Origin of the sequence: Saccharopolyspora gloriosae (assembly GCF_022828475.1) — a bacterium.
In the GTDB taxonomy this organism is placed as follows: domain Bacteria; phylum Actinomycetota; class Actinomycetes; order Mycobacteriales; family Pseudonocardiaceae; genus Saccharopolyspora_C; species Saccharopolyspora_C gloriosae_A.
The window spans coordinates 1,542,079-1,563,839 of the sequence record NZ_CP059557.1 but is presented as its reverse complement, the minus strand read 5'-3'; the positions used below and the strand labels follow the sequence as shown (position 1 = coordinate 1,563,839).

The 21,761-nt window shown below is 70.6% G+C and carries 15 protein-coding genes; 2 read left to right on the top strand and 13 right to left on the bottom strand.

Annotated features, from left to right (window positions below; all coding sequences use genetic code 11):
• Positions 1-62: 62 nt before the first annotated feature.
• The 10 genes from H2Q94_RS06790 to H2Q94_RS06745 all read right to left on the bottom strand — a co-directional run bounded on the left by H2Q94_RS06790 (position 63) and on the right by H2Q94_RS06745 (position 12,034).
• Positions 63-590, bottom strand: a complete 528-nt coding sequence (locus tag H2Q94_RS06790) for a DUF3558 family protein (RefSeq protein WP_243793236.1) — start codon at positions 588-590, stop codon at positions 63-65.
• Positions 587-1,024 (bottom strand): hypothetical protein, encoded by a 438-nt coding sequence (locus H2Q94_RS06785; protein ID WP_243793234.1) that lies wholly within the window; start codon positions 1,022-1,024, stop codon positions 587-589. The genes H2Q94_RS06790 and H2Q94_RS06785 overlap by 4 nt, the downstream gene beginning before the upstream one ends.
• Before the next feature lie 277 nt (positions 1,025-1,301).
• Positions 1,302-2,045, bottom strand: coding sequence for a cell division protein FtsQ/DivIB (locus tag H2Q94_RS06780; protein WP_243793233.1), 744 nt, complete (start codon positions 2,043-2,045; stop codon positions 1,302-1,304).
• On the bottom strand, positions 2,042-3,508 hold the full coding sequence (gene murC / locus H2Q94_RS06775; RefSeq protein ID WP_258718668.1) for a UDP-N-acetylmuramate--L-alanine ligase: 1,467 nt from the start codon (positions 3,506-3,508) through the stop codon (positions 2,042-2,044). Before murC ends, H2Q94_RS06780 begins: the two co-directional genes overlap by 4 nt.
• Complete coding sequence (gene murG, locus H2Q94_RS06770) at positions 3,505-4,644, bottom strand: undecaprenyldiphospho-muramoylpentapeptide beta-N-acetylglucosaminyltransferase (RefSeq protein ID WP_397545436.1); 1,140 nt, start codon at positions 4,642-4,644, stop codon at positions 3,505-3,507. Before murG ends, murC begins: the two co-directional genes overlap by 4 nt.
• The gene (gene ftsW / locus H2Q94_RS06765; protein ID WP_397545435.1) at positions 4,641-6,065 is read right to left on the bottom strand and encodes a putative lipid II flippase FtsW; all 1,425 of its coding nucleotides are present in this window, start codon (positions 6,063-6,065) and stop codon (positions 4,641-4,643) included. Before ftsW ends, murG begins: the two co-directional genes overlap by 4 nt.
• 5 nt (positions 6,066-6,070) lie before the next feature.
• Positions 6,071-7,462, bottom strand: a complete 1,392-nt coding sequence (murD, locus tag H2Q94_RS06760; protein ID WP_243793232.1) for a UDP-N-acetylmuramoyl-L-alanine--D-glutamate ligase — start codon at positions 7,460-7,462, stop codon at positions 6,071-6,073.
• Positions 7,463-7,746: 284 nt separating this feature from the next.
• Positions 7,747-8,823, bottom strand: a complete 1,077-nt coding sequence (mraY, locus tag H2Q94_RS06755; protein ID WP_243793231.1) for a phospho-N-acetylmuramoyl-pentapeptide-transferase — start codon at positions 8,821-8,823, stop codon at positions 7,747-7,749.
• Positions 8,820-10,334 carry a UDP-N-acetylmuramoyl-tripeptide--D-alanyl-D-alanine ligase gene (locus tag H2Q94_RS06750; RefSeq protein ID WP_243793230.1) on the bottom strand — a complete coding sequence of 505 codons (1,515 nt, stop codon included), beginning with the start codon at positions 10,332-10,334 and terminating at the stop codon, positions 8,820-8,822. The genes mraY and H2Q94_RS06750 overlap by 4 nt, the downstream gene beginning before the upstream one ends.
• Positions 10,331-12,034, bottom strand: coding sequence for a UDP-N-acetylmuramoyl-L-alanyl-D-glutamate--2,6-diaminopimelate ligase (locus H2Q94_RS06745; protein ID WP_397545434.1), 1,704 nt, complete (start codon positions 12,032-12,034; stop codon positions 10,331-10,333). Before H2Q94_RS06745 ends, H2Q94_RS06750 begins: the two co-directional genes overlap by 4 nt.
• Positions 12,035-12,943: 909 nt before the next feature.
• On the opposite strand from H2Q94_RS06745, the gene H2Q94_RS06740 reads away from it, so the two are divergent.
• Together H2Q94_RS06740 and eccCb are read left to right on the top strand one after the other, a co-directional pair.
• Positions 12,944-13,309: a hypothetical protein gene (locus H2Q94_RS06740; protein ID WP_243793228.1), complete on the top strand. Its 366-nt coding sequence runs from the start codon at positions 12,944-12,946 to the stop codon at positions 13,307-13,309.
• 6 nt (positions 13,310-13,315) lie between these two features.
• Complete coding sequence (gene eccCb, locus H2Q94_RS06735) at positions 13,316-17,494, top strand: type VII secretion protein EccCb (protein ID WP_243793227.1); 4,179 nt, start codon at positions 13,316-13,318, stop codon at positions 17,492-17,494.
• A 367-nt stretch (positions 17,495-17,861) separates the two neighbouring features.
• On the opposite strand, the gene H2Q94_RS06730 is transcribed toward eccCb, so the two are convergent.
• From H2Q94_RS06730 to rsmH, 3 genes are read right to left on the bottom strand one after another with little or no spacing between them, the layout of a single operon-like run.
• The gene (locus H2Q94_RS06730; RefSeq protein ID WP_243793224.1) at positions 17,862-19,712 is read right to left on the bottom strand and encodes a peptidoglycan D,D-transpeptidase FtsI family protein; all 1,851 of its coding nucleotides are present in this window, start codon (positions 19,710-19,712) and stop codon (positions 17,862-17,864) included.
• Positions 19,712-20,533 (bottom strand): cell division protein FtsL, encoded by an 822-nt coding sequence (gene ftsL, locus H2Q94_RS06725; protein WP_243793221.1) that lies wholly within the window; start codon positions 20,531-20,533, stop codon positions 19,712-19,714. The genes H2Q94_RS06730 and ftsL overlap by 1 nt, the downstream gene beginning before the upstream one ends.
• Positions 20,530-21,522 (bottom strand): 16S rRNA (cytosine(1402)-N(4))-methyltransferase RsmH, encoded by a 993-nt coding sequence (gene rsmH / locus H2Q94_RS06720; protein ID WP_243793220.1) that lies wholly within the window; start codon positions 21,520-21,522, stop codon positions 20,530-20,532. Before rsmH ends, ftsL begins: the two co-directional genes overlap by 4 nt.
• Positions 21,523-21,761: the final 239 nt, after the last annotated feature.

Sequence of the window (21,761 nt, the reverse complement as noted above, 5' to 3'; positions counted from 1 at the left end):
TCCCCAGATTCAGTGCCGCCCCGGTTCCCCTCTCCCGGGCGGCCCGGTCCCGACTCGATCGATCAGCGCGGCGTCTTCGCTTCGACCAGCTCGGCCAGCTGCCACGATTCGGCGCACTCGTCCCGGCCCTCGTCGTTGAGTTCGCCGACCGTCACGATGATCACGCCGCCCCCGGCGTTGAACATCGTCGAGCAGATCCGCCCACCGGTCGAGCTCGCGTTGATGGCGTTCGCCGCCACGCGGCCGTTCAACTCGCGGCGGTCGAACTCGGCCCAGTTGTCCTGCGCGCCGTAGGACTCGACGGTCATCTGCTGGTTCTTGAAGAAGCTGTAACCGAAGGGATCACCGTCGTAGTCGCAACCCGGCTCGGCGGGGACGTTCCGGTTCGGATAACCGGGCGGCCACGCGCCGCGAGCGGTGAGCTCGTCCTCGGTGAGCAACGCGCACGGGTCGATGGAGTCGAGTCCGGCGTTGCGCGCCGGGGCCTCCGCGTCCGGCGCCTCCGCCTGGGAGCGCAACGCGCAACCCGGCACTGCCAGCAGAACTCCGATCGCCAGCGACGCGCCGGCGATCCGGGTACGTCGGCTCATCGCTGCTCTCCTCGCCGAAGCGCCTCTTCGATCGATTCGTCGGTCGCGGCGTACTCCTCGGCGGCTTGCCGGAACATGTCCGCCTTCTCCTTCAGCTCGTCGCCGAGTTGCGTGAGCAGTCCGACCGCGCCGGTCTTCGAATCGGTCGCTTTGCTCTCGAATTTTCCGGCCAGTTGTGTCGCCGATCCGTATTCGCCCAGGCCCTGAACTCGGCTCAGCGCATCGATGTTTCGCGTCAGCCGGGTGAGTCGCTGCTGCGCCTGCTCGTAGGCCTTCGCCGCGTTCGACGCTGCACTGGGATCGAACTTGAGCCGCCCGGCGGCGACCTTCTCGCGGACCTGCTCGGTTTGTGCTTTGATGCCGGTCAGCTGCGCGGCGATGTTCCCCCAGCCGCCGCCACCGCCGGAGGTCACCGCCCCCTGGTCGTCCGCCACAACGTCTCCTCGTGCCGCCCCCCATGTACACGAAGAACATTAGCGACACCCCGAATGTGGAAGCACGAACTTCGCACGAAATGCCGTTCAGATACACCCATTGGATGTATGCACAATGGGAGCGTCGGCAGAGTCAGCACCCAATGAGACGCAGGACATTTCCTATGGGCATATACCGAAACACATCAATCCGCGCAGTTCCCCCTAGGGAACCATCAATTGAACTCACAATAATCCCGCGCACATTCCGAACGCAGAACGCGCGCGGCGCGCGACCTCAAGCCACAGTGGGCAGATCCGGGCTCGTGACGTCGTAGACCTTCCCCTCGCGGGTGAGCAGCGGAATCAGAATCGCCGACTTCCGCGCCGCGTCGCCGCTCTCCCCCCAATGCACCTGCCGGCCACCCGTCAGCCCCAGGTACAGGTTCTGCGGCCGATCGGCGCGAACCTCGGTCACCTCAGCGCGCAGCTGCGGCGGCAGCGCCGTGAGCGCGATCATCGCCGCCCGGACGCCTTCGGCCCGGTCGCTGCCCAGCCGCAGCTGGGCCAGCCCGGCGGGCGGTCGCGGAACCGTGCGGAACGGAACGCCGGTCGCGTCGATCAACCGCACCCCGCTGTCCCCGGGGCCGTCGGCGGGCAGGTAGGCGACCGCGGTTCGCTCGGTGATCTCCAGCCGCACCGTCGACGGCCACTCCAGGTGAACCTCCGATCCCGCGATCTCCGGGACTTCGCCCAGCCTGGACCGGACGGCCTCGGAGTCGACCTGCAGCATCGGGTTGCCGAGCTCGATCCCGGCGGTGTCGAGCACCGTGCCCTCCGGGATCGCGGCCACCCCCTCGACCCGCACCGACCGCACGCCGAGGATCGGGGTGAAGTACAGCGCGAGCACCACGGCGGTGATCACCGTCATCGCCACCGGCAGCAGCCAGCGGCGCGGCGGGCGCGGGACGCCGCCGCGCACCGGCCTGCCGCGAGTGCTGCGCACTCCCGGCCGCCGCGACGCCCGCCCCGACGCGTTCATCCCGAGGCCCCGTCGGTGCCCGCGGCTCGTTCCAGCTCCACCAGGATCTCCGGACCGAGCATCGTCACGTCACCAGCGCCCATGGTGAGCACCAGGTCGCCCGGCGCGGCCAAGCGCGCGACCAGCGGCGCCGCGTCGGTCAGCGACGGCTCGAAGTGCACTCGCCGCGGTGCGCCGGGAATCGCGTCGGCGATGAGCGCCCCGGTGACGCCCGGCACCGGATCCTCGCGCGCGCCGTAGATGTCGAGCACCACGACCTCGTCGGCGAGTCCCAGCGCGGTCGCGAACTCCGTGGCGAAGGCCTCGGTGCGGGAGAACAGGTGCGGCTGGAACACCACGATCAGCCTGCCGTCACCGACGACGGGCCGGGCTGCGCGCAGCTGCGCGTCGACCTCGGTCGGATGGTGGGCGTAATCGTCGTAGACCTGCACCCCGCCCGCCTGGCCCTTGAACTCGAAACGGCGGCGCACTCCGCCGAACGCGGCGAGACCGTCGAGCAGTTCGTTCAGCGGCGCCCCGAGTTCGAGCCCGGCCAGCAGTGCGGCGACCGCGTTGCCCGCCATGTGTTCACCGGGCACGGAGATCTGCACGTCGATCAGCTGTGGTCCGTCCGGTCCGCCCAGTTCGACGGCGGCCACTCCGGCTCCGTGCTCGGGCCGGTAGTCGACGATGCGCGCGTCGCCAACGCCGTTCGCGTCGCGCCCGTACCGGCGGACTCGCAGCCCGGCGGCTTCGGCCTGTCCGGCCAGCCGCGCGGAGCCCGCGTCGTCGGTGTTGACGACGAGCACCCCACCCGGCTCGATGCGGCGGACGAACTCGTCGAAGACCTCCGTGTAAGCCTCGGCGGTGCCGTGGTGGTCCAGGTGGTCGGGTTCGACGTTGGTCACCACGGCCACCGAGGGCGCGAACACCAGGAACGATCCGTCGCTCTCGTCGGCTTCGGCGACGAACATGCCGCCTTCGCCGTGGTGCGCGTTCGCCCCGGATTCGTTGAGGTCGCCGCCGATCGCGAACGACGGGTCGAGCCTGCAGTGCTGCAGCGCGACGGTGAGCATCGAAGTGGTGGAGGTCTTGCCGTGCGTTCCGGCGACGCAGGCGACCCGGTGGTCGGCCATCAGCGCGGCGAGCGCTTCGGCGCGGCGCAGCACGGCCACCCCGCGGCGCTGGGCTTCGACGAGTTCCGGGTTGTCCGGCCGGATCGCGGTGGACACCACGATCGCGGTCGGGTCCTCGTCGAGCTGGTCGAGGTTCTCCCCCCGGTGCCCGAGCGCCACGTGCGCGCCTTGCGCGCGCAGAGCCAACACGGTGCGCGAGTCGCGGGCGTCGGAGCCGGACACCTGCCGGTCGCGGGCCAGCAGGATGCGGGCGATGCCGCTCATGCCCGCGCCGCCGATGCCCACGAGATGCACTCGGGCCAGCAGGTCGTCGGTGCCGCTGCGTTCCGCGGTCTGTGGTTCGGTCACTGGCCGGCCACCTCCAGCACGATTCGTGCGAGCACCTGGTCGGCTTCGCGATGTCCGGTGCCCAGCGTGGCACGACTCATCATCTGCAGCCGCTGCGGGGCGCGGCCCAGCGGCAGGATTTCGTTGATGACCTTGTCCGGCGTCATGTCCTCGTCGGCGACGAGCAGGGCGCCGCCTGCCGAGACGACGGGCTGCGCGTTGAGCGCTTGTTCCCCGTTGCCGTGCGGCAGCGGCACGAACACGGCAGGCAGCCCGACCGCGGAGACCTCGGCGACGGTCATCGCACCGGAACGGCACACCACGAGGTCAGCGGCGGCGTAGGCGAGGTCCATCCGCTCCAGGTACGGCACCGCGTTGTAGACGGGAGCACCGGGAACCTGCTGCACGGCGAGGGTGTTCTTCGGTCCGTGGGCGTGCAGCACGCCGATGCCCGCGCGGCCGAGGGCCTGCGCCGCACCGGAGAACGCGGTGTTCAGGGTCTGCGCGCCCTGCGAACCGCCGAACACGAGGACCGTCGGCGCGTGCGGGTGCAGTCCGAAGAACTGCCTGGCCTGCATGCGCAGCGCGGCCCGGTCGAGTCCGGTGATGGATTCCCGCAGCGGGATGCCGATGGGCCGGGCGCCCGCGAGTCCGCTGTCCGGGGTGGCGGCGAGGATTCGCTCGGCGAACCGGGCGCCGACCTTGTTCGCCATGCCCGCCCGGGCGTTCGCCTCGTGCACGACGATCGGGATCTTGCCGCGCGCCGCCAGGTATGCGGACAGCGAGACGTAGCCGCCGAAGCCGACGACGACGTCGGCGTCGACTCGTTCCAGCACGTCCTTGGTCTTGCGCACGGAGTCCCACACTTTGCCCGGCATCCGCAGGAGTTCGGCGCTGGGCTTGCGCGGCATCGGCACCGGCGGCACCAGTTCCAGCGGGTAGCCGCGTGCGGGCACCAGCCGGTTCTCCAGGCCGCGCTCGGTGCCGAGTGCGGTGATGCGCGCGTCGGGCCGCAGCCTGCGCACGGCGTCGGCCAGGGCGAGGGCCGGTTCGATGTGTCCGGCGGTGCCGCCGCCTGCGACGACGACCGACAGGCCGCGCCGGGCGGGTTGTCCGGGGTAGCCGGGGTGTCCGGGGGCCGGTTGCTGCCCGCTCAACGGTGTCCTCCTCGTGTCTGTGCCCGGGATCCGGTCTTGCCGCGGGCCGCCGTGCGGTTCCGCGTGTCCGGTGATCCCCGGCGGGTCGGCTGTGCCCCTGCGCTGCGCGCACCGGGGCGAGTCGAAGGTGCGGCGCGCGCCGGGCGGCGTTTCGCCGGCGGCCGGTAAGGCTCGGGTGTGGACAGCCGCAGCAGTTTCCCGACGCGGCCTGGTCCGAGCGACCGTAGCGCGGCGATCGCTTCGGGTTCGTGCCGGGCGAAGTTCGCCAGCAGTCCGAACACCAGCATGCTGGTCACCACCGACGAACCGCCGGAGGAGATCAGCGGCAGCGGCAGCCCGGTGATCGGCAGCAGGCCCACCACGTAGCCCACGTTGATCGCGGCCTGCCCGACGAGCCAGGCGGTGAGGGTGGCGGCGACGAGCCTGATCCACGGGTCGGTGTTGCGGGCGGCGATGCGCATGCCCACGTAGGCGGTGGTGCCGAACAGGATCAGCACCACGGCGCAGCCGACGAAGCCGAGTTCCTCGCCGATCACGGCGAAGATGAAGTCGTTGTGCGCGTTGGGCAGGTACTGCCACTTCGACCAGCCTTGCCCGAGGCCGCGTCCGAACATGCCGCCGTCGGCGAGCGCGAACAGCGCCTGCCGGGCGTGGTAGCCGCGCCCGGTGGGGTCGGAGGCGGGGTCGAGGAAGGTGGTGATCCGGTCCATCCGGTATTGCGCGACCATCGCGAGCACGACGGCGGCGGTGACGGCACCGAGCACGGACACACCGAACAGCCGCAGCGGCGCCCCGGCGAACCACATGAGCGCCAGCAGCACGATGAACAGGGTGATCGTGGAGCCGAGGTCGGGCTGGAGCATGACCAGCGCGAACATCATCATCGCGGCGGGCACCACGGGGACCAGCAGGTGCCGGTACTGGGCGAGCAGCCCGCGCTTGGTGACCAGCACGTGCGCGCCCCACAGCGCGAAGGCGATCTTGGCGAATTCGACGGGCTGGAAGGAGATGCCGCCGAACACGAACCAGCTCTGCGCGCCGTTGCGTTCGGAGCCCAGCGGGGTGAGCACGAGCGCCAGCAGCAGCAGGCAGCCGCCGAACACGGTGAGGCTGTGCTTGCGCATCTGCCGCACCGGCAGTCGCAGCGCGCCGTAGAACAGCACCAGTCCGGCGGCGCAGTAGATGACCTGGCGGATGAAGATGTCGTAGGACGATCCGGCGCTGGTGAACGAGTCCACACTGGACGCGGACAGCACCATCACCAGGCCGAACACGGTGAGCAGCCCGAACACGGCGAGCAGCAGGTGGAACGAGGCCAGCGGCCGGGTGAGCCACGCGGTCAGCGGCGTGGTGATCGCGGCGATCCCGGTGGGCCGGGCGGTGCGGCGCGGGCGGCGCGCGGTGGCGGTGGAGGTGGCCACGGCGTTCACCCGCCGGTCGGGGCGATGGCGGCGGGCAGCGCCCGCACGGCTTCGGTGAAGGCCCGGCCCCGGTGCGCGTAGTCGGTGAACATGTCCATCGAGGCGGCGGCGGGTGCGAGCAGCACCGCCGTACCTGGGGTGGCGAGTGCGGCGGCCTGGTGCACGGCCTGGGACATGCCTTCATCGTCCCCCGCCGTGACCTGCTCGACGGGCACGTGCGGGGCGTGTCGGGCCAGTGCTTCGGCGAAGACGGCTCGGTCGCGGCCGATGAGCACCACGGCGGCCAGCCGGTCGGCGTTGTGGGCGATGAGTTCTTCGACGTGCGCGCCTTTGAGGAGTCCGCCCGCGATCCACACGACGCGGTCGTGCGCGCGGAGTGCGGCGTCGGCGGCGTGCGGGTTGGTGGCCTTGGAGTCGTCCACATAGGTCACTCCGGCGGCTTCGGCGACCACGGCGGAGCGGTGCGCGCCGGGTTCGAAGCCGCGGAGGCCGCGCGCGACGGCGGCCGCGGGCACGCCGTAGGCGCGGGCGAGCGCGGCGGCGGCGAGCGCGTTGGCCAGGTTGTGCGGCCCGCCGGGGTGCACGTCGGAGACGGCGGCGAGGACTTCCCCGCCCGCGTCGGCGAAGGCGCGGTCGACGAGCGCGCCGTCGACGATGCCGAGCTGGTCCGGTCCGGGTTCGCCGAGGGTGAAGGAGACGGGCCTGCCCGCTCCGGTGGCGAGCCGGGTGGACCATTCGTCGTCGGCGTTGTGCACGGCGACGACGTTGCCCGCGTACACCTTGGATTTGGCGGCGCCGTAGGCGTCGAGGGTGCCGTGCCAGTCGAGGTGGTCGTCGGCGAGGTTGAGCACGACTCCGGCGTGCGCGGCCAGCGACTGGGACCAGTGCAGCTGGAAGCTGGACAGTTCCACGGCCAGCACCCGGTGTCCGGCGCGCACCGCGTCGACCACGGGGAGTCCGACGTTGCCGCAGGCGACGACGTCGAGTTCGGCGGCGCGCAGGATGGCTTCGAGCATGGTGACCGTGGTGGTCTTGCCGTTGGTGCCGGTCACGGCCAGCCAGTCGGCGGGTTCCGGGCGCTGCCGGTCGAGCCACCAGGCGAGTTCGACTTCGCCGAGGATCGTGATGCCCGCGTTCTCGGCGGCGGTCAGCAGCGGCACGGTGGGCCGCCAGCCGGGGCTGGTGACGAGCAGCTCGGTGCCTTCGGGCGGTTCGAGCAGTCCTGGGACGAGCCTGCCGCCGCCCGCGCGCACGGTGTCGAGCGCGGCGAGCCGTTCTTCGGACGCGTCGGTGACGGTGACCTCGGCACCGGCCGCCAGCAATGCCTCTGCCGCCGAGCGGCCGGATACTCCGGCCCCGGCGACCAGCACCCGCCGGCCCCGCAACGTTCGTGTCACCGCACTCTCCCCTCCTGCCCGACTACCGGTTCCCGTCCGTCCTCAGGCTACGGAGTCCGCCGGAGTGGTCCTTGATCCGTGCCTTGTCAGCGGCGAAGCCGCTGAGCAGTGACCAGCTTGAGCAAGACGACCACCGGCGGGTTCTCAGCGGCTTCCTCGCGAGGACAGCGATTTCGCCGTGTATCGGACATACATCAGAAATCGATCCCGCAGCGAGGAAGCCGCTGAGGTTCCGCTACCCGGACACCCGCGCAGGCCGCTCGCTCTGAAAGGTTCCTCCGTCATCACACGTCGACGAGGCTGAGCCAGTCTGCGTAGAAGAGTCCGACGCCGAACAGACAGCTGATCCCGGCCAGCACCCAGAATCTGATGATCACCGTGGTTTCCGCCCACCCGGCAAGTTCGAAGTGGTGGTGGAACGGCGCCATCCGGAACAGCCTGCGCCGGGTGCTGCGGAACACCACGATCTGCAGGACGACCGACAGCGCCTCGACGACGAACAGCCCACCGATGATGATCATGAGCAGTTCGGTGCGGGTGACCATGCTCAGCCCGGCCACGAGACCGCCCAGCGCCAGCGATCCGGTGTCGCCCATGAAGATCTTCGCAGGTGCCGCGTTCCACCACAGGAACCCGATGCACGCCGCCATCGCCGCGGCCGCCACCACCGCGATGTCCAGCGGGTCGCGCACCGTGTAGCAGGCGGGGACGGTGCCGCTGTCGCCCGTGCAGTCGTAGCGCAGCTGCCAGAAGGAGATCAGCACGTAGGTGGCCAGCACCATCGCCGCGGTGCCACCGGCGAGACCGTCCATGCCGTCGGTGAAGTTGACGGCGTTGGACCAGCCGCTGATCGCCACGTAGGCGAAGATCACGAATCCGATCGTGCCGAAGGACACGACGGTGATGTCGCGGATGAACGACAGGTGCTCCGATGCGGGCGTGATGCCGTTGTTGTCCGGGAACCGCATGGCCAGGATCGCGAACAGCACCGCGGCGACCAGCTGGCCGACGAGCTTCGCGGTCTTGTTCAGGCCGAGGTTGCGCTGCTTGCGAATCTTGATGAAGTCGTCGAGGAACCCGACGATGCCCAGGGCGGTGGTCAGCCCGAGCACCAGCAGCCCGGACACCGAGGGGCCTTCCTCGGCCACCGTGAGGTGCGTGACGAGGTATCCGACCCACATGGCGACGAGGATCGCCATGCCGCCCATCGTGGGCGTGCCGCGCTTGGCGGCGTGGGATTTCTGCACCTCTTCGCGGATCTCCTGGCCGAAGCCCTGCTTGGAGAAGATCCGGATCAGGTACGGGGTGAACAGGATGGAGACGACCAGCGCCACCGCTGCGGCGACGAGGATGCTCTTCACGGGTGACCCCCGGCTTGTTCGGTGGCGGTGTTCTCGGTGACCTGCTCGGTCAGCTGCTCCGCGACGCGCCACAGCGCGGCGACTTTGGACGCCTTGGCGAGCACGACGTCACCGGGACGCAGCTCGTCGCGCAGCAGCGCGACGGCGGCATCAACATCCGGCACCAGAACCGACTCCTCTCCCCATGACCCTTCCAGCGACGCACCCTGGTGCATCGCGCGTGCCTGGTCACCTACGACCACGAGGCGGTCGATGTTGAGCCGGACGGCGAGCCGGCCGATCTCGTCGTGCGCGGCGACCTCGGCGTCGCCGAGTTCGCCCATGACTCCGAGCACCGCCCAGGCGCGGCCCGGCTTGCCCCTGGTCATCGAGGCGAGCGTTTTGAGCGCCGCGCGCACCGATTCCGGGTTGGCGTTGTAGGCGTCGTTGATGACGGTGACGCCGCCGGAGGTCTCGGTGACCTCCATGCGCCGCGCCGAGACCCGCCGCACGCCGCCGAGGCGTTCGGCGGCCTCTTCGACGCTCGCGCCGAGTTCGATCGCGATGGCCGCGGCGGTGAGCGCGTTGCCGATGTGGTGCTCGCCGTGCAGCGGCAGCCGCACCTGCGCGGAGCCCGCGGCGGTGGCCAGGGTGAACGTGGCCCGCGCCTGTTCGTCGAGCTCGATGTCCTCGGCTCGCACGTCGGCGGCGGGACTCTGCCCGACGCGCACGACTCGTGCCCGGGTCCGGTCGGCCATGGCGGCCACCAGCGGGTCGTCGGCGTTGAGCACGGCGACTCCGCCGTCGGCGGCGGCGGGAAGTGCTTCGACGAGTTCGCCCTTGGCCTGCGCGACCGCTTCCTGCGAGCCGAACTCGCCGAGGTGGGCGCTGCCGACGTTGAGCACGGCGCCGATCCGGGGCGGGGCCACCTCGCACAGCGCGGCGATGTGGCCGACGCCGCGCGCGGACAGTTCCAGCACGAGGTGACGGGTGGCTTCGTCGGCGCGCAGCGCGGTCCACGGGTGCCCGAGTTCGTTGTTGAACGAACCGGGCGGCGCCACGGTGTCCCCGGCGGGGGCGAGCACCTGGGCGATGAGGTCCTTGGTGGAGGTCTTGCCGGACGAGCCGGTCACTCCGACGACGGTGAGTTCGGGCAGCCGGTCCACCACGGCGCGGGCGAGCCGCGCGAGTCCGGCGAGCACGGCGGCGCCGCTGCCGTCGGTGTCCCCGGCGAGCGCCATCACGCGGTTCGGGTGGTGTTCGGGCAGCTCCGGAACGATCACCGTCGGGATCGGTTCGTCCGATGTGGACACTTCACGCGCGGCGAGCACGCCGGCGGCTCCGTCGGCGACGGCGCGGGCGGCGAAGTCGTGCCCGTCGACGCGTTCGCCCGGCACCGCCACGAACAGCCCGCCGGGGCGGACCTGCCGGGAGTCGAACTCGACGGAACCGGTGACGATCTCGGTCCCCTCCGCGTGGTGGAGCCTGCCGCCGACCGCTTCCGCGATGTCAGCCAGGCTGAGCCGGATCACCTTGCCTCCTCGTTGCTGCCCCGGCCACCGGCCGGGGACGTCGGCTCCCTCGAGCTCTGCGTTCCCCCACCGCTCTCGGCGATCCGGGCGCTGCCGGTGTCGAGCCTGCGCCGCAGCGCCGCCGCCACCTCGTCCCGGTCGGAGAACGGGTGCACCACTCCGGCCACGTCCTGGCCGGTTTCGTGCCCCTTGCCCGCGATCACCACGACATCTCCGACGCGGGCGCGGTGCACCGCCTCGGCGATGGCCTCCCGCCGATCGCCTGCTTCGATCACCTCACCACGTTCGCTTTCGGGCACGTCGAGCGCCCCGGCGAGCATGGCTGCGCGGATGTCGGCGGGAGCCTCGCTGCGCGGGTTGTCGTCGGTGACGATGAGCAGGTCGGATCGGCGGGCGGCGGCCTCCCCCATCAGGGGCCGTTTGGCGACGTCCCGGTCGCCTCCGCAGCCGAGCACGGCGAGCACCCGGCCACCGATGTGCGCCCCGGTGACCTGCGCGCGCGCCGCGTCGAGCACGGCGGCGACGGCACCGGGTTTGTGCGAGTAGTCCACCACGGCGGTGAAGTCCTGCCCGAGCGCGACGCGTTCCATCCGGCCGGGCACGTCCACTTCGGCGAGGCCCTGCTCGATCGCCGCCGCGGGCACGCCGGCCGCGGTGAGCACCCCGGCGGCGAGCAGCGCGTTGGCGATGTTGAACGGCCCGGGCAGCCGCAGCCGCACGTCCAGCGTCCCGTCCGGGCCGTGTGCGCGGAAGCGCTGCTCGCCGGTGGGGAACGCTTCGACGTCGGTCGCGGTCCAGGACGCGTCGCCGGTGGTGGACACGGTGATCGTGTCGTCGGTGACGAGCCGCTGCCCCCAGCTCCCGTCGACGCACACCACTTCGTGTTCGGAGCGGCCGTCGAACAGCAGCGCCTTCGCCTGGAAGTAGTCGTCGAGGTCGCGGTGGAAGTCCAGGTGGTCCTGGGAGAGGTTGGTGAACGCGCCGACCGCGAACCGGGTGCCGCCGACGCGGCCCAGCGCGAGCGCGTGGCTGGAGACCTCCATCGGCACGTGCGTCACGCCGTGCTCGACCATCACCGCCAGCAGCGCCTGCAGGTCGGGGGCTTCGGGTGTGGTGAACGCGCTGTCGAGGCGTTCGCCCGCGATGCGGGTCTCCACGGTGCCGACGAGTCCGGTGGTGTGCCCGGCGGCGCGCAACGCCGACTCCAGCAGGTAGCTGGTGGTCGTCTTCCCGGAAGTGCCGGTGACGCCGAGGATGGTGAGCCGCTGCGACGGGTCGCCGTAGATGCGGGCGGCGGCGGAGCCGAGCACGCCGCGCGGATTCTCGTGCACCAGCAGCGCGACCTCACCGGCCCGCACCCGCGGGTGTTCGAGCAGGGCGACGCGGTCCACGCCCGCCTGGTCGGTGAGCACCGCGGTGGCACCGGCGGTGAGCGCGTCGGCGGCGAAGTCGGCACCGTGCACTCTGGTTCCGGGCAGCGCGGCGAACAGGTCACCGGCCCGGACTTGCTGAGCTCGCAACGTCGCTCCGGTCACCGACCCATCACCAGGGTTGTGACCAGGCACGTTGATGACCCGGGCGCCGATTGTCTCGGCGAGATGCTGGATCTGCACCGGCTCGACCTGAGCGGGTCGAGGCGGGGCTGTCGCGACCGCGGAAGGCACGTCGCGCAAGGCTACCGGTACCACCTGACGGGTCATGCTCATGGTCACCTCTGCGCACAGCGCGTTCTCGGACTGGGCCGTTCGGAGCAGCCCGCGCGGCGGGCCGATGTCCAGTAGAACGCCTCCGGCACCTTCTCGTCGGCGGACCTCGCCGCGGCCGCGACGGCGGTGCCGCGCACCCCGGAGAATGGCGTCCGCGGCACGACGGAGAATGCGCGGGGAATGCCGGGCGAGCACGCTGCGCAATTCACCCGAAGGAACTCCGATGACGCTACCTCTTGTTCCTCTAGGTGCACGGATGCCGTTTTCGAAACGAGTTCCGGATTCGACTTCGGGCGGCCGATCCGGAAACGGCCCATTCCTCGATCCCGTTCTCGGCGCAGCACCATCGGCCACTCGGTCAGGATCGCTGACCTGGCCTGCTCCGCCGGCCGCCGCGCGGAAATGCCTGCCATGACCTCGGCCACTCGTCCACCGAAACCCCCTACTTGTGGGCGGGGCCGTTCGCGGGTGGCGACTGGTCCGTCTCGTGCAACTTTCGGCGGATCGTGGTGCGAACCGCCGACCGTCGTTTAGCGTTCAGTTCGCCAGGTCGGTGATTCCGCGGATTTCGGGAGGATCGGTGGAAGAACGACTCGGGCGGGGGGCGGCCGTGGCCGTGAGCACCGCCGGAGCGGCGACGCAGCGGGTGCCGTCGCCATCGGAATTCGACGATCGACCCGGGTCCAGCGGCCCGCGCATCCCGTCCTGAGCTCCGGGCGTGCACGGGCCGTGGCGCGAGCGGCCCGTGCACGTTTCGGTCCATCATCTCTGCGAATCCACCCGAAAGATCATCCGATCGGGAATGTGCGCGCGATCGGCGCCCTCCCCCGGAAAAGCACCACTACCACTGGTCGATCTTTGATATACCGGGTGTGATCACTGCTCGCCGGGCTGGGAGATCACATGCCTGAAATTCGCGTCGCGCTGGAAGCACCGGACATGGCACCGGAGCGGCTTGATCGAGCCACTCACCTGATGCAGTTCAACCTGAAGAAGGTCCACGGCCTGGCCGTGCACCGGGTGCGGGAGACGCCACCGCCGGACAGCCTCGGCGCCGGTGCGCAGTTGGCGGAACTGCTGATCATCGGGTCGCTGGGCGCGGGGACGGCCACCACCGTGTCCTCCGTGCTCACCGGCTGGCTCGAGCGCAACCGGCATCGAGCGGTCACCCTGCGGGCCGGGGAGCTGCAACTGCGCGCGGACGCGGGTACCGAGAGCTCGGAGATCGAATCGGCACTGCAGCGGATGACCGACGAGAGCGGCGCGTGACCCGGGGTGCGGAGATACGCGCTGCTGGTCGCGACCTCGGACTACTTCGATCCGCGGTTGCGCGGCCTGCGCACGACCGAGGAGGCCAGGGAGCTCAAGGAGCTGCTCGCCGAGCAGGACATCGGCGGGTACGACACGGTGCACGTCCTCGTCAACGAGACCAAGGCCGCGATCGAGCGGGGCATCGAGGAACACTTCCGCAAGTGCGAGCCGAACGACGTGGTGCTGCTCTACATCGCGGGCCACGGCATCAAGAACGACGACAACCAGCTGTTCTTCGCCGCGGGCAACACCGATGTGACCCTGCCCTACTCCACGGCGGTGCCCGCGCAGATCGTGCACCGCATGATCACCGAATGCGAGGCGGGGTCGAAGGCGATCGTGCTGGACTGCTGCTACAGCGGCGTGTTCAACGAAGGTTCGGTGCCCAGGTCCGGTGATTCACTGAACTTGGAGGAGCAGCTCGGCGGCGGACTGTTCACCATGACCGCCACCAACGAGATCGAGTACGCCTACGAGAACCAGCGGCCGATGGAGAACCGGCCGCAGCCCGGGTCCACGTTCACCTCGGCGATCATCGAGGCGATGCGTTCCGGTCTCCCCGACACCGACCGCGACGGCGTGATGACCTTCAACGAGCTCTACACGTTCGTGCACAAGCGGGTGACGGAGGAAGGCAGGCAGACTCCGACGCGCGGCGGAAATCAGCACGGCGACATGATCTTCTCCTGGGTCCGCGGTGCCCGGTTCGCGATTCCGAAGCTGCCGCCGCTGCGGCTCGGTGAGCTGCTCCACGAGCGCCCGAAGGGCTTCGACGCCACTTCGCCGGTGCCGATCGGCCGCACCCACGAGTCGGATCGGCATCCCGCCGAGCACGTCGGCCTTGACTTGGTCGGCGGGCGGCACGGCCACGTGGCGGTGGTGGGCCGGATCCACTCCGGGAAGTCGACGCTGCTGCAGACCACGATCCTCAGCCTCACCGCGACCAGTGGCGCCGACCAGGTGCAGTTCAAGTGCCTCGACGGAGACGGCAGGCTCGCCGGGCTCTCCCAGGTGGTCTCGGCGGGACACACCCCGGAGGCGGCGGCCGCGCTGCTCGGCGAGGTGGAGGAGCTCATCGACCGCCGCCGCGAGTTGTTCGCCAGCGGTATCCCCAACATCCACCGCTTTCGCAGGTTGCGGCGGGAACGGCCGGATCGGCTGCCCGGTTCCGACCACGCCGAGACGTTCCTGATCATCGACGGCTGGGCGTGGTTCGAGAGCCAGGTGCCCGACCTGCCCGCCGCGGTCCACCGGATCGCGAGCGCCGGGCTGACCTTCGGCGTGCACGTGATCATCACCGCCCGCAGCTGGTCCGAACTCCCCGACGAACTGGTGGACCTTCTGCAAGGCCGGGTCGAGCTGTCCTTGCAGGACCCGGCCGAGTCCAAACTGGACCCGGAGCGCGCGGCGGACCTGCCCGCCAACGGGTGGGCGCTGCACGAGGAACACACCTTCCAAGTCGCCCAGCCGCACTTCGACGAACCGGTCGACGACATCACCGAGCTGCTGACCGCGCTGGCCGACGAATCCGAGCAGGCGCCCGCACCGCTTCCCGCGCCGCCGTCGCCCACCGCGCCGCTCGGGCTTTTCCCGCTGTTGGGCCGTCCCGACGTGACCACGTTCGATCCGAGTGCGGCCTGGCGCCCGGGTCCCGTCGAGGAGCGCTACCGGGCCGTCATCGGTTCGTGGGACGACACGCCGATCACCCTCGACCTCAAGGAGTCCGCTTCCGGGGGCATGGGACCGCACGGGCTCTGCGTCGGCGCCGCCGGATCCGGCAAGTCGGAGTTCCTGCGCACCCTGGTGTTGTCGCTGATGGCCACGCATTCCCCCGAGGAGATCAACTTCGTGCTCGTCGACTGGACGGGCCGCGGCACCTTCGCCGACTTCCAGGAGGCCCCGCACGTCGCCGGGATCATTCCGGGCCTGCGGGACGATCCTCAGCTGGTCGACCGGATGCGCGATGTCCTGTCCGGGGAGATCCAGCGCCGCCAGACGCTGCTCAACGAGGTGCGGGCGCGCAACGTCTGGGAGTACCGGGAGCAGCGCGTCCAGCAGGATCTGCCACCGCTGCCGATGCTGTTCGTGGTGATCGACGAGTTCACCGAACTGCTCCACGAGCAGCCCGACTTGGCCGACCTGTTCGTGATGATCGGCCGGATGGGCCGGTCCCTGCAGGTGCAGCTGCTGTTGTCGGGTCGCCGCGTCGAGGAGTCGATGCTGCGCGGCCTGGAGGGGCATCTGACGTACCGGATCGGGCTGCGCACCTCCAACGCCGCCGACTCGCGCGCCGCGATCGGCGTCCCGGACGCGGCGGAGCTGCCCGAGACCGGTGGGCACGGCTACCTCCGGCACGCGGCGGGAGTGATCAGGTTCCGGTCCGCCTACGTCTCCAGCCCGGTGCCCGGCGACCCGCGGGTGGCGGCGGAGTCGCGCAGTGAGCTGCGGTTCGCGGTGCGCCGGATGCGCGGCACCGGGCCGACGGCGAGGCCGATCTGGCTGCCTCCGCTGGGGGAACCTCCGGTGCTGGAACGGCTGTTGCCGCTCCCTGCGGAGCGGCGGCACGGGCCGCGGCTGCACGCCCCGATCGGCGTCATCGACGTGCCGTTCGAGCACAAGCAGGAACCGATGCGGGCCGACCTCTCCGGTGGCTCCGGGCACGTGGCCATCGTGGGAGCGCCCGGTTCCGGGAAGTCCGTCGCGGTCCGCACCCTGCTGCTGTCGCTGGCCCACACCCACACTCCGGAGGAGGTGCAGTTCTACTGCATCGACCTGGGCGGCGGCGGCCTGCACGCGGTGCGCGACCTGCCGCACGTCGGCGCCGTCTCCGGACGGGGCGCCCCGGATGTGCTGCGCCGCACCATCGCCGAGCTCCGTTCCCTGCTGGCAGCGCGGGAGGCCCGCTTCATCGATCGCGGCATCGATTCGATGGCGACCTACCGCGATCAGCGCCGCCGCGGCGAGGGTTCGGACGACGATCCCTACGGCGACGTGTTCTTGATCCTCGACGGTTGGGCGGCGCTGCAGAACGAGTTCGACGGCGCGGACCGGGACGTGGTCAACCTCGCCTCGCAAGGCCTCGGGTTCGGGTTGCACGTGGTGGTCACCGCTGACCGGTGGTCGGAGATCCGGCCGGCGCTCAAGGATCTGCTCGGCACCCGGCTGGAGCTGCGCCTGGCGGAGCCGGCCGAATCCGAGATCGACCGCGAGACCGCCGACCGGGTGCCCATCGGCAGGCCGGGGCGCGGGCTGCACCCTTCGAAGCTGCACATGCTCACCGCGCTGCCGCGCACCGGCGACGTGGAGGGGGACGCCGAGGCGGGGGTGGCCGAACTGGCCGCGAAACTCCGCGATGCCTGGCACGGAGCCCGCGCGCCCAAGGTCCGCCTGCTGCCGCAGCACCTGCCTTACGGGCAGTTGCCCGTCGCGGAACGGCAGCCGCGGCCGAGCCTCGTGCCGATCGGCATCAACGAGGACGGCATCGAGCCGATCTACCTGGATTTCCGGTCGGAGCCGCACTTCTACGCCTTCGGCGAGGGGGCGGCGGGCAAGACTTCGTTGCTGCGCACCGTCATCCGCGGTGTCACGACCCGCTACACGCCGCACCAGGCGATGATCGTCCTGGTCGACGTGCGGCGCGGACTGCTCGGGTTCCCGCAGCGCCGATATCTGATGGAGCACGCGGTCAGCACCGACCAGCTCCGGTCCGCGGTCCGGGACGTGGCGGCGACCTTGCGCGGCAGGCTGCCCGGCTCGGACGCCGCTCGCGAGCGACCGCACGCCCGGCGCTGGTCAGGACCGGAGCTGTTCGTCGTGGTCGACGACTACGAACTCGTCTCAGCTCCCGGCGACAACGCCTTGGCGCCGCTGGCCGAGTTCATCACGCAGGCATCCGCGGTGGGTCTGCACCTGGTGCTGGCGCGAGATTCGGCCAACGCGAACCGGGCGCTGCACGATCCGATCATCGGCAAGATGCGCGAGGTCTCCACTCCGGCCCTGCTCATGAGCGCGGCCCCCCACGAGGGCAGACTCATCGGCAACGTCCCCGCAGCCGCACTTCCCCCCGGCCGAGGCACCTTGATCAGCCGCTCCCTGCGCAGCGGCCCCCAACTGATCCAAACAGCCCACATCAGCCCCGACTAACCCCGCACAGCCCGCAAACCAACGTGCCTCCAGCCGGCGAACCCCCCGAAGAGCGAGCAAAACCCCACCCACCTCGCGACCAAAGCCCGCACCTCACGGCAAAGCCGTGCAGTTGGCGGCGAAGCCCGCGAAGGGCGGGCGAAGCCCAGCCTGCCTCGCGGCGATAGCCGTGCCTTGCGGCCGAAGGCCGTGCCTGCATGTGCGAAGCACATAGCCCACGTCGAAAAGCCGCTCACCCGCGGGTTCTCAGTTGGTCTCTCGCGAGGACAGCTTTTTCCCTCGTGGCGGAGCCACTAGGGAAAAAGATCCCGCAGCGAGAGACCAACTGAGAACCCGCCACCCACCCCCAAAGCAGAACGAGCCCAACTCACTCCACCTGCAAAACCTGCGCGGGAGCAGGTGTTGGTGAGAGGGGGATGCGGTAGCGCAGCGTCAGGTAGTCGGCGATGTCGTGGAACAGCGGCGCCGCCGACTTCGACTCGGGAGTACCGCTCTTGGGTGCGTCCAGCATCAGCCCCACGACGAACCGGGGATTGTCCGCCGGGACCATCCCGGCGAACGTGATCCAGTAGGTGCTGTTGCTGTAGCACTTGCAGGTCGGGTCGATCTGCTGCGCGGTGCCGGTCTTGCCGGAGATCTGGTAGCCCTCCAGCGCCGCGTCCTTGCCGGTGCCCTGTTGCGGCTCTTCCTGCACGACGGCGCGCAGCATGTCCTTCACCGTGTTCGCGGTCTGCGGGTTGACCACCCGCACACCTTCCGGTTGCGGGCGTTCCACGCGCACGCCGTCCGGCCCGGTCTGCGCCGAGATCACTCGCGGTGGCACGCGCACTCCGTCGTTGGCGATCGCCTGGTACATGCTGGCCATCTGCAGCACGGTCATCGACAGGCCCTGCCCGATGGGCAGGTTCGCGAAGGTGCTGCCGGACCAGTCTTCGCGCGGCGGCACCGATCCGGCGCTCTCCCCTGGCAGTCCGATGCCGGTGGTCTGTCCGAGCCCGAACTTGTGCACCAGGTCGTCGAACCGGTCTTCGCCGAGCCGTTGCGCCGCCATCAGCGTGCCCACGTTGGAGGATTTGCCGAGCACACCGGTGAAGGTCAGCGGAACCGTGCCGTGCGACCAGGCGTCGCTGACGGTCCGGTCGGCGACCTTGATGCTGCCCGGCACCTGCATCACCGTCTCCGGGCGCATCAGCCCGTCCTCGATGGCCCCGGCAGCGGTGATCACCTTGTTCACCGAGCCCGGTTCGAACGGGTTGGTCACCACCGCGTTGCCCAGGCCGTCCGGTCCCCAGGACGGCGAGTTCGGGTCGAAGGACTTGTCGTTGGCCAGGGCGTAGACCTCACCGGTGTGCGAGTCGAGCACGACCGCGCCCGCGCTGCGCGCCCCGGCCTTCTTCGCGTAGTCGGAGAGCTTGTTCTGCACCATGTACTGGAGGTCGGAGTCCAGCGTGAGTTCCACGTCGGAGCCGGGCACCGCCGGTTCCAGTTCCCGTTCGGTGCCGGGAATGACGAGGTCGCTGCCCATCGCGGTGTCCGCGACCTTCTTCCCGTCGGTTCCGGCGAGCAGTTTGTCCATCGAGCTCTCCAGCCCGAGGCGGCCTTCGATCTTCTGCGCGTCCTGGCTCCACCGCGCCCCGCCGAGCACGTTCGCACCGTTCTTGCCCGCCGGGTATTCGCGGGTCGCCCGGTATTCCTCGCCGATCTGCGGATATTTCTCGGTGATCGTGCGCGCGAGCGCCGGTTCGATCAGCGGGCCGATCGTCGTGTAGGTCGCGTTGGAGAACAACGCCGCGAGCACATCTTGCTCGGCGACCCGGTTTCCGAGCTGCTTCGCGATGAAGCGCGCGATCTCCCGCTTGTACTGATCGGAGGTGGGCTCGGTGGGATCTTCGGCGTGCGCCTTGTCCTGTTCGTCGGCGAGGCGGGTCGGCGTCGCGTAGAGCTGGCGGGCCTCGCTGCTGAACGCGAGCACGTTCCCGCTGCGGTCGGTGAAGGAACCGCGTTCAGCCGGGATCGCGTCGTTGGTGAAGCGCTGTTGCGCCGCCGCCGCGGACAGGTCCTGCGCGTCGAAACCCTGCACCAAGATCAACTTTGTGCCGGTGAGCACCAGTGCCAGCACCAGTAACAACCGGCCGATGCGCAACCGCCTGGCGCTACCGGCCACGTCGGTGCGCGCGGTCCGCCTCCCCCCGGCGGTCCGCGTCCCCCTGCGCACCATCAGTTCCCCTCCACCGCCGGAATCAGCGCGGCCTGTCGCTGCGGCGCGTCCTGCGCCGCCGGGTCTTGCGGTTCGGGCACCGGAGCCTGGGGCACCGGCGCCTGCTCGACCGGTCGCGGCGGCGCGGGAGCACCCTTGGCCGCCTGCGGCTCACCGATCACGTGGACCGAACCGTCCGGGTGCGTCACCAGGTGCGCGGGCGGCCCGGGCGGCGGCACCATGCCGAGTTCGGTGGCCTTGCGCTCCAGTGCGGGCGTGGAGTCGAGGTTGCTGACCTCGCGCAGCAGCTGCTCGCGGTGCTCGTTGAGCGCGGTCACCTCTTGCTCCGCCTGCTGCAGCCGATACGAACCGCCGACGGCGGCGATCGACAGCGACAACGTCGCCACCAGCCCGACTCCGAGCAGGCCCATCACGGCGATCACCAGTGGCGCTCGCGAAGTCACGACCCTCGCCTGCAGCTGCCGGGCGCGCGGGCGCACCGCGGCCAGCCGCCACTGGCGCGGCTGCCGCTGCTCGGCCGCCTGGCGCTGGCGCCGCGGCCTGCGTTCCACGGTCTCCCTGGAGGAGCGGTCCCGCCGCTCTTCCCGGCGCGCGTAGGCGCGTTCGGCCGTCGCGGACCGGGCGCGCACCTTCGACTGGGCCTTCTTCTGCGGCTGCGCCTTCTTCGTCGGCTGGGCCTTCGTCGGCTGAGCCTTCGCCGTCTGGGCCTTCGCCGTCTGGGTCTTGGTCTTCGCCGCGCTCTGCGACTTCTTCGCCGAGTCGTTCTTCGTCGAGGTGCCGGTGCGCGCTGCGGCCTTCTTTGCGCGTGCGGGTGCCGTCATGCCGCCTCCTTGATCCGTTCGGCGGCGCGCAGCCGCACCGAGGCGGCTCGCGGGTTGTCCGCCGTTTCCCGTTCACCGGCGAGCTCGGCGCCGCGGGTGAGCAGCCTCAGTTCGGGACCGTGTCCCGGCAGTTCCACCGGCAGGTCGACCGGGGTCCGTGATTTCGCGCGTTCGGCCAGTTCGCGCTTGACGATGCGGTCCTCCAGCGACTGGTACGCGAGCACCACGATCCGCCCGCCGATCGCGAGCGAGTCCAGTGCCGCGGGCATCGCCCTGCCCAGCACGTCCAGCTCGGCGTTGACCTCGATCCGCAATGCCTGGAAGGTGCGTTTGGCGGGATGCCCGCCGGTGCGGCGGCTGGCCGCGGGCACCGTGTCGTAGAGCAGCCGCACCAGGCGATCGCTGTGGTCGAACGGTTCTTTGGCGCGTTCCCGCACGATCGCACTCGCGATCTTCGAGGCGAACCGCTCCTCGCCGTACTGCCGCAGGATCCGCGCGAGTTCACCGGGCGAATAGGTGTTGAGGACCTCGGCCGCGGTGCGTTCGGCACCGGGATCCATCCGCATGTCCAGCGGCGCGTCCTGCGCGTAGGCGAAACCACGGCCGGTTTCGTCCAGCTGCAACGACGACACCCCGAGGTCGAACAGCGCACCGTCCACAGTGGGCAGTTCGAGGTCGGCGAGCACCTCGGCCCATTCGTCGTAGATCGCGTGCACCAGGTGCAGCCGGTCCCGGAACTCGGCCAGCCGCTGCCCCGCGAGCCGCAGCGCCTCCGGGTCCCGGTCCAGGCCGACGAGGGTGAGCTGCGGGTGCGCCCGCAACAGGGTTTCGGCGTGGCCGCCCATGCCTAGCGTCGCGTCCACCACGACCGCCGGGCGGCCGCTGAGCGCGGGCGCCAGCAGTTCCAGCGTCCGGTCCAGTGCCACCGGAACGTGCCGGTCCTGGGCAGAACCCCGTTCGGCGTCTCCCGGCGAATCCTCCTGCGCCACGGCGGTCCCTCCCTCCCGCAAGCCGGTCACTGCTGCCGCACTCCTCTTGATCTTGTCTGGTGTCCGGATCCGGCCCGCTCCCGCGAACCCACCGGCGCGGGGAGAAACCCGCACCACCCGAGTCCACTGAGGACACTGTTCGCCGACCGGACCGGCGCCGAGCGGTTCGACCCGCTCGGGCACGTTGCCCACCTCGGCGAACGCCGTTCTCGGTTGTCCGCGACCCGTGCACGAGTCCC

Excerpts from the sequence above, each read along its gene's own strand:
- H2Q94_RS06790 (WP_243793236.1), bottom strand. The coding sequence starts at position 590 with ATGAGCCGACGTACCCGGATCGCCGGCGCGTCGCTGGCGATCGGAGTT.
- H2Q94_RS06780 (WP_243793233.1), bottom strand. The coding sequence starts at position 2,045 with ATGAACGCGTCGGGGCGGGCGTCGCGGCGGCCGGGAGTGCGCAGCACT.
- H2Q94_RS06745 (WP_397545434.1), bottom strand. The coding sequence starts at position 12,034 with ATGACCCGTCAGGTGGTACCGGTAGCCTTGCGCGACGTGCCTTCCGCG.
- H2Q94_RS06740 (WP_243793228.1), top strand. The coding sequence starts at position 12,944 with ATGCCTGAAATTCGCGTCGCGCTGGAAGCACCGGACATGGCACCGGAG.
- H2Q94_RS06730 (WP_243793224.1), bottom strand. The coding sequence starts at position 19,712 with ATGGTGCGCAGGGGGACGCGGACCGCCGGGGGGAGGCGGACCGCGCGC.
- ftsL (WP_243793221.1), bottom strand. The coding sequence starts at position 20,533 with ATGACGGCACCCGCACGCGCAAAGAAGGCCGCAGCGCGCACCGGCACC.